This window comes from Paenibacillus sp. 2TAB26 (assembly GCF_052115145.1).
GTDB lineage: Bacteria > Bacillota > Bacilli > Paenibacillales > Paenibacillaceae > Pristimantibacillus.
The window spans coordinates 1-774 of the sequence record NZ_JBFRGC010000077.1 but is presented as its reverse complement, the minus strand read 5'-3'; the positions used below and the strand labels follow the sequence as shown (position 1 = coordinate 774).

The window sequence follows — 774 nt, the reverse complement described above, 5'->3', positions numbered from 1 at the left end:
CGAAGCCGGTGGGGTAACCCGCAAGGGAGCTAGCCGTCGAAGGTGGGGTAGATGATTGGGGTGAAGTCGTAACAAGGTAGCCGTATCGGAAGGTGCGGCTGGATCACCTCCTTTCTAAGGAAATACCCGRACCCGATGAGGTTCGGATAAACTTGGCAGTTTATCGCTTACTCGTTGTCAGTTTTGAAAGAGTAACCGCACCCCAAAAAGTGAAGATAAGCTTTGTAGCTTATACCGATTACTTTTCGGGGACCCCGGAAAACAACTTTCATAAGTCAAGTCATCCGTTTGGTGGCGATGGCGGAGGTGAACCACGCGTTCCCATACCGAACACGACCGTTAAGCCCTTCAGCGCCGATGGTACTTAGACCGCAGGGTCTTGGGAGAGTAGGACGTCGCCAAGCAGGTGTTATRTTTTACACCTAACAGCAACYGCAAGGTTGTCTGTGATTTACTTTGCACCTTGAAAACTGGATAACGAAAGAAAAGAATTGCTGAAACATCCTTTAGTTGTTTTTACGTAAGCGAGAGGTGTTTCGAATTGAAGACGGCTTTTGAAGACGTTATTTCTACCTCTAAAGAGGCTATTAATCAAAGAAATAAGGCTTCAACGACGGATCAATCGAAATCACCACGAGCATTTGGTTAAGCTAGTAAGAGCGCACGGAGGATGCCTAGGCACCAGGAGCCGAAGAAGGACGTGGCGAACAACGATACCGCCCCGGGGAGCCGTAAGCAGGCATTGATCCGAGGATTTCCGAATGGGGAAACCCA

The 774-nt window shown here is 49.0% G+C and carries 3 rRNA genes; all 3 read left to right on the top strand.

Annotation, left to right across the window (positions count from 1 at the left end):
* Positions 1–114 (top strand): 16S ribosomal RNA (locus tag AB4Z50_RS35870); the annotation flags it as partial.
* Positions 115–287: 173 nt separating this feature from the next.
* Positions 288–404: ribosomal RNA gene (rrf, locus tag AB4Z50_RS35865) — 5S ribosomal RNA — on the top strand.
* A 239-nt stretch (positions 405–643) separates the two neighbouring features.
* Positions 644–774 (top strand): 23S ribosomal RNA (locus tag AB4Z50_RS35860); the annotation flags it as partial.